At 65.9% G+C, this 6,108-nt stretch carries 5 protein-coding genes; all 5 read right to left on the reverse strand.

The genetic code is table 11. From position 1 onward, the window contains the following. On the reverse strand, positions 1-389 hold a 389-nt coding region (locus tag VF497_RS00770), incomplete at its 3' end, for a biotin/lipoyl-containing protein (protein WP_330885283.1). Positions 390-396: 7 nt separating this feature from the next. Continuing rightward, positions 397-756 (reverse strand): DUF1304 domain-containing protein, encoded by a 360-nt coding sequence (locus VF497_RS00775; RefSeq protein WP_330885285.1) that lies wholly within the window; start codon positions 754-756, stop codon positions 397-399. Between the two features lie 20 nt (positions 757-776). Further along, on the reverse strand, positions 777-1,757 hold the full coding sequence (locus tag VF497_RS00780; RefSeq protein ID WP_330885287.1) for an alpha-ketoacid dehydrogenase subunit beta: 981 nt from the start codon (positions 1,755-1,757) through the stop codon (positions 777-779). 4 nt (positions 1,758-1,761) lie between these two features. After that, positions 1,762-2,835, reverse strand: a complete 1,074-nt coding sequence (gene pdhA / locus VF497_RS00785) for a pyruvate dehydrogenase (acetyl-transferring) E1 component subunit alpha (protein ID WP_330885289.1) — start codon at positions 2,833-2,835, stop codon at positions 1,762-1,764. 192 nt (positions 2,836-3,027) lie between these two features. Further along, positions 3,028-6,108 (reverse strand): choice-of-anchor X domain-containing protein (locus VF497_RS00790; RefSeq protein WP_330885291.1); only part of this gene is annotated, 3,081 nt, incomplete at its 5' end.

Below are 6,108 nucleotides of genomic sequence, written 5' to 3' on the forward strand. Positions count from 1 at the left end.
GCGGCTTCGACGACGACGCGGTCGCTGGCCTGCATCTCGCCGACGACGGTACCGGTGTCGGGTCGCTGAGCCGGCGATGCCGCGGGTGCGACGGGCGCCGCATGGTGCCCCGTCGAGTGCCCCTCCGCGCGCTGCGGCACGTTCGCATCGATCTCGAAATCGGCGAGCGGTGCGCCGGTCGCGATCACGTCGCCGTTGCTTCCGTATACTTTTACCAATTTCCCCGAATACGGCGACGGCACTTCGACGATGGCCTTCGCCGTTTCCATCGAAATCAGCGGCGCGTCGAGCGCGACTGTATCGCCGGGCTTGACCAGCCACTCGACGATCGTCGCATCGGGCAGGCCTTCGCCGAGATCGGGCAGGCGGAATGTCTTTGTTTCGCTCACGGCCACCTCAATGCAGGTGCAGCAGGATCAGGGCGACGATCGCCGGCAGCGCCTGGAAGAAAAAGATGCGCTTGTTGACCGTCCACGCGCCGTAGATGCCGGCGACGATGACGCAGGTCAGGAAGAAGATCGCGACGTGAAAACCTTCGTGGGCGCCGAGCGCGAGGCTCCAGATCAGACCGGCGGCGAGGAAACCGTTGTACAGGCCCTGGTTCGCGGCGAGGGTCTTCGATGCCGTCGCGAATTCGGGCGTAAGGTTGAACACGCGGCGTCCGAGCGGCTTGTCCCAGAAGAACATCTCGAGGACAAGAAAGTACAGATGCAGCAGCGCGACGAGGCCGATCAGGATTTGCGTGACGAGATGCATGGCGTTTCCCCCGGTGCGATTCAGCCTGCCTGTAAGGTGCGCTTCGCCGCGGCGACGATGCGCGCAACGTTGGGCAGATAGTTCATCTCGAGCTTGTACAGCGGCATCGGCACGTCGTAGCCGGCGACGCGTTCGACCGGCGCATGCAGGTCGTACAGCGCGTGCTCGACGAGGCGCGCGGCGATCTCGCCGCCGAAGCCGCCGGTGTACGGCGCCTCGTGCACGATCACGCAACGATGCGTCTTCTTCACCGATTCGTGGATCGTGTCGAAGTCGAGCGGCTTGAGCGTGGCAACGTCGATCACCTCGGCACTGATGCCTTCGGCGGCGAGCGCGTCGGCCGCTTCGAGCGTTTCCTTCACTTGCGCGCCCCAGGTCACGAGCGTGACGTCGCTGCCGTCGCGCAATACGAAGCAGACGTCGAGCGGCAGCGCCTCGCCGTCGTCGGCGACTTCTTCCTTGTATTGGCGATAGATGCGCTTCGGTTCGAAGAAGATCACCGGGTCGGGATCGCGGATCGCCGCGAGCAGCAGGCCGTAAGCACGACCGGGCGAGGAGGCGATGACGACGCGCAGCCCGGCGATATTGGTGAACAGCGCTTCGATCGCCTCGGAATGATGCTCCGGCGCATGGATGCCGCCGCCCCACGGTGCGCGGAATACGGCAGGGCAGGTCAATCGCCCGCGCGTGCGCGTGCGCATGCGCGCCGCGTGCGAAGCGATCTGATCGATCATCGGATACATGAAGCCTTCGAACTGCGCCTCGGCGACTGGTTTCATGCCCTGCACGGCGAGGCCGACCGCGAGACCGGCGATCATCGCCTCGTCGAGCGGTGTGTCGATCACGCGATCGGCGCCGAATTTCTGCTGCAGGCCGACGGTCGCGCGGAACACGCCGCCATTGATGCCGACATCTTCGCCGAGCACGACGACGGCGGGGTCGCGCGCCATCTCGCGCGCGAGCGCCATCGTTATGCCTTCGATCAGATTTATCTGCGCCATCGCGTCAGTCCTTCGCCGCGACGAGCGCGGCGGCGCGCTGGCGTTCGAGATCGAGCGGAAGTTCGGCGTAGGTATGGTCGAACATCGCCGACACCGGCTGCGGCTTGATCGCGAGATAGGCGTCGATTTCCTCGTCGACGCGCTTGGTGCACTCGGCGAGCCATTCCTTTTCCTCGTCGTCGGTCCACGCATTCATGCCTTGCAGGTAGCCGCGCAAACGCTTGATCGGCTCCTTCTCCCACGCCGCCTTCACTTCGTCCTCGCTGCGATAGCGGCGCGCATCATCGGCCGTGGTGTGGTCGGACAGGCGATAGGTCACCGCCTCGATCAGGCACGCGCCGTGGCCATGGCGCGCGCGCTTGATCGCGTGATCGAGCGCGACACGCATCGCGATCAGGTCGTTGCCATCCACTTGTATACTTTCGATGCCGGCGGCGATGCCCTTTTGCGCGAGTGTCTTTGCCGCAGTCTGCTGCGCGCGCGGAATCGAGATCGCATACTGGTTGTTGACGATGACGATCACGAGGGGCAGAGCGAACGCGCCACCGGCGTTGATCGCCGCGTAGAAATCGCCCTTCGAAGTGCCGCCGTCGCCGACGGTCGCGAGTGCGACGCGTGGTTCCTTGCGGATCTTGAAGGCGAGCGCGGAGCCGGCTGCGTGCAGGCACTGCGTCGCGATCGGTACGCTCCAGGCGAAGTCGTGCGCCGGATGGGAAAAGTCGTTGCCGCGCTCGTCGCCGCCCCAGTAGAGCAGCACTTCGCGCGGCTTCACGCCGCGCTGGAACTGCGCGCCGTAGTCGCGATAGAACGGCGCGAACACATCGTCCTCGGCGAGCGCCGAGCCGATCGCGACATGCGTCGCCTCCATGCCGAGGCACGAAGCGTAGGTGCCGAGCTTGCCAGTGCGCTGCAGCGCGATCGCCTTGCCGTCAAAGACGCGCGTGAAGCACATGAGTTTGTACGCCTCGACGAGCGCGCGCACGTCGCGCGCGAACGCGGGCGCGTCCTCATTGAGGAGCTTGCCCGATTCGTCCAGATACTGCAGGTATTCGATTTCGAAACTGGCTGCGATGCTCACGCCGCGTTGCCATGATCTGCGAGGGCGACTTGATAGCAGCCTTGGCCGCGCTTATGCAAGGCGCGGCGCAATAGTTGTTATTCCGGACACGGGCGGCCGGAATAACTCACGGCGTTGGAGCGGACCCTGCGGGCCGCTCCACGCCGCGGTGCTGGACGATGGGCGGCATGCGCATCGTCCAGTCACTTCCTCTTACTGATTCGCGCGGGCGAACGTAACAGTCAGCGTGCAGCTGTTGCTGACGGGCGCGGTCTGGATTTTCTTGTTGTTGAACGTGGCGCCGCAGCCGGTGACCGTCGCAACCTTGTAGCCCGGCGCGGGATCGGCGCGGAAATTCACGACAGCCTGATAGCCGACCTGCTGCGGCACGGCCGGCGTGAGCGTGCCGTTACCGCCAGTCACGACCGGCGTCACCGTGTAGACCGCAGGCGTGAACGTCGCGCTCACTGCGCAGTCCGCGGTGACCGGGCCCGTTGTGTAGACATTGCCGAGCAGGCTGCCGCCGCAACCATCCACGGTGTTGATCGCGTAGCCCGGCGCCGGCGCCAAGCTGAAGTCGGCGGTCGCGTTGTTGTCCACGATCTGTGTTGCTGGCGAGATGCCGCCGTTGCTGCCGGCGCTCGCGCTCACGGTCCACGTCTTGATCGTCGCCGAGCAGGTTGCCGCGGCGCCGCCGTATTGACCCGAGCAGCTCCAGTTCCACGGATGGCCGCTGCCATCGATCGCGCTGGCGGTGCCGACGCTGCACAAATTGGTCGGCGGCGCGAGCAGGACCTGGCCGTTGTCGCTGCCGCAGGCGCCGTCGATCGGGCTCGGCGTGAAGGTGACGACGACGTTGCAGTTCGCCGCTACTGGATCGCTGAGATACGTGTTGCCGTTCAACGCGCCGCCGCAGGAGCCCGACGTGGTGGCGAAGTAGCCCGTATCGGGCGTGACGTTGACCACCTGGCGCGCGCCCTTCGAGACGAGGCGCTGGCCGGTCGGGCTCGCAGAACCGTGACTGCCGGCGATGATGTCGACGACGTAACCGAGCGTGACGACCTGGCCGTCGTGGTCGGAACTGCGCCGCGCTGTGGTCGGATCGAGCACGTCCGTGCTGGAGGAGGACACGTCGGCGTTGCCGTGCGCGTTGCCGATCTGGATGAAGTCCTGCTTGCCGGTGTCGCTGAGCAGGATATGGTCGATCTCCTGCGCATAGCCGCTGAACGTGTACGAGTAGTGGTCGGCCGGAACCTGCGCCGCGCCACTGTCCCACAGCACCGGGTTCGGCGCGATGTAGCTCGCGCTCGGTGGATAAATGCTGTGCGCGGGATCGGTGTCGGCCGTGCCCATGATGAGGCCGGTCACGTCGACGTAGCCGTCGCTGAATTCATAGGCGTTGAAGTCGCCGACCACGACGACCGGCACCGAGGCATCGCCGACCACGAGCACGCCGCCGTTGACGATGCTGCCGTCGGCGTTCTGGATCGCATTGCCTGCGTAGGCGCCCGGGTTGTTCGCATCGCAGTCGACGTTGGCACCGGTGGTCTGCAGCGCGCGCACGATGCAGGCGATCTGCTCGGCCTGCGCGCGGCGCTTGACGCCGACGTAATCGTTGACACCGAGATTGAGCAGTGAACGGTCGTAGATCGCAAGCACGCGCACGCGGTAGCCGTGGTAACTCGCATCGAGCAGCGCCGGCGGTCGGTCGTTGAGCAGGCAGGAACTGCCGCCGCTGCACGCGGACGTCGTCGTGCCCTTGTACAGCTGCGTGACTGAATTGACCGCGACGCCGTCGCGCACGAAGAAGCCGAGGTTGATGCCGCCCGGATCGTTGCCGGGGATCAGGTATGGCTGGTAGCTCACGCTGGCATCATCGAGATTCATTTGCGCAGCAAGATCGCGCATCGCCGAAATATTCTCCGCTTCCTGCACGACCTGGATCACCGGTGCCTTGAGCACCGTGCGGATCTGCAGCGACATCTTCGCCAGACGCGCCTGGTATTGCGTGAGCGTCGGGCACTGGTCGCTCGCGCCGGTGCCGGCGCAAGTGTCGTTGTAGACCGAGGTGTCGGCGCCATCGGCGGTGTTGTTGAAGAAGTGCAGCATGTTCTGCGAGCCGACCGTGAGCGTACCCGGTGTCGAGTCGGGCACCGCCACCGGATAGGTCACGGCCGGGCCAACGAGTGCGAACGCGTCGTTGCCGGTCGGATAGATTTCGTACGCGCCCTTGTAGCCCTGCACGATGCCGGTCACGCTGAAGTGCTGGCCACTGTTGTACACACCGCCGTTCGGCAGATTCGCGAGCACAAGCGGCAGGCCGCCGAAATAGACCTCGAACGTTTCCGGATTGCCGTCGAACACCGGGACGAGCGGATGCGTCGCATCGCCCGGGTACGGGATGCCCGGCTCGCGGAACGGACGCGGCTGGCTGCCGACCGTCGCATAGAAGCCCTGCACCGTGTCGGCCTTGATGCCGCTGCCGCCGGCGCCGAAGGTCGGCGCGACGACGACACCGTCGCCCATGGTCACAAGCATGCCGTCGAGGCAGGCGAAGTTGCTCGACTGATAACCGTCGACCGGCGGATTGATCGTCGAACCCGCGCCCAAGCAGACGCCGGTCAGCGGACTGGTCGTCGGTGCGTGCGCGTTGAGATCGTATGCCGCGGGAAGCGCGTTGCCGCTCGACAGCACGGTCACGCTGACCGTCGTCAGTTCGGTCGAGCCGTTGAACTCGGTGACCGTGCCCGCGACCTGCACGGCGTCGCCGACGTGCACGGTCGGAGCGCTACTGGTGAAGACATAGATCGCATCGGACGTCGTCGGATCGTTGTCGCCGATGGCGTCCTGCACGAAGAAGCCCTTCGCGCCGACCGCGGTGACGATGTCGAGACCGGTCGTCGTCACGACCTGACCGGCATACGGTGACGCCGCACCGTGGCCCTGGATCTGCATGATCGTCAGCGGCGCGGAGGTTATGGCCAGCGCGATCGTCGTCGTGCCGGTGCGCGGCACCGCGTCGACGATCGTCACGTTGAGCGTCTTGCCGCCGGACGGCGTGTTCGCTGCGACCGTGGCGAGGTAGGAATACGTGCCGTCGCCTGCGACCGCGTCGCCGTTCGTGCCGTCGTCGTACAGCGTCTGCGTCGATGGACCGCCGATGCTCGACAGATTGACCGTGACCGACTGGATCGGGCTGGCGGGATTCGTGCCTTGCGCCACCGCAACGGTGAGCAGGCTCGTCGCACCGGCCTGCACCGCGGCGGGTGCGGCGCTGCCCGTGCCGGTCGGGTT

The organism is Rudaea sp. (genome assembly GCF_036383415.1).
In the GTDB taxonomy this organism is placed as follows: domain Bacteria; phylum Pseudomonadota; class Gammaproteobacteria; order Xanthomonadales; family Rhodanobacteraceae; genus Rudaea.

What these genes read in the sequence shown, in the direction of transcription:
- VF497_RS00775 (WP_330885285.1), bottom strand. Translation starts at nt 756, where the DNA reads ATGCATCTCGTCACGCAAATCCTGATCGGCCTCGTCGCGCTGCTGCAT.
- VF497_RS00780 (WP_330885287.1), bottom strand. Translation starts at nt 1,757, where the DNA reads ATGGCGCAGATAAATCTGATCGAAGGCATAACGATGGCGCTCGCGCGC.